We start from the raw sequence: 279 nt of genomic DNA, 5'->3' as shown, positions 1-279 counted from the left end.
AGCTCAACGACGATACGGCTAGCGCCTTGCGACTGTACCAAAGCTTCGGTAACACCCAGCTCAGCAATACGGTTACGTAGAGTCGTCAAGTTCTGGTTGACCGCGTAGCTATTGATTTCGTCAAGTGTCGCATCGTTATACGATAAGACCAATGCAGGACCTTGATCATCAATAGAAGACTGCAAGTTGAACGTATTGCTCATCGAGCCTTGTAATACGTTTTGGGCAAGGTTACGAGTATCAGTATCAGCAAAATGCAATACCACGCCGCGATCTTCG

1 pseudogene is annotated in these 279 nt (G+C 47.3%); it reads right to left on the bottom strand.

From position 1 onward, the window contains the following. Window positions 1–279: pseudogene (gene secD / locus SB725_RS30870) on the bottom strand (protein translocase subunit SecD); the annotation flags it as partial.

The organism is Pseudomonas sp. SIMBA_041 (assembly GCF_046535095.1).
Taxonomy (GTDB): Bacteria; Pseudomonadota; Gammaproteobacteria; order Pseudomonadales; family Pseudomonadaceae; genus Aquipseudomonas; species Aquipseudomonas mucoides.
Note: the sequence above shows the minus strand (reverse complement) of the source record. Positions and strands in the feature narration are given on the sequence as shown.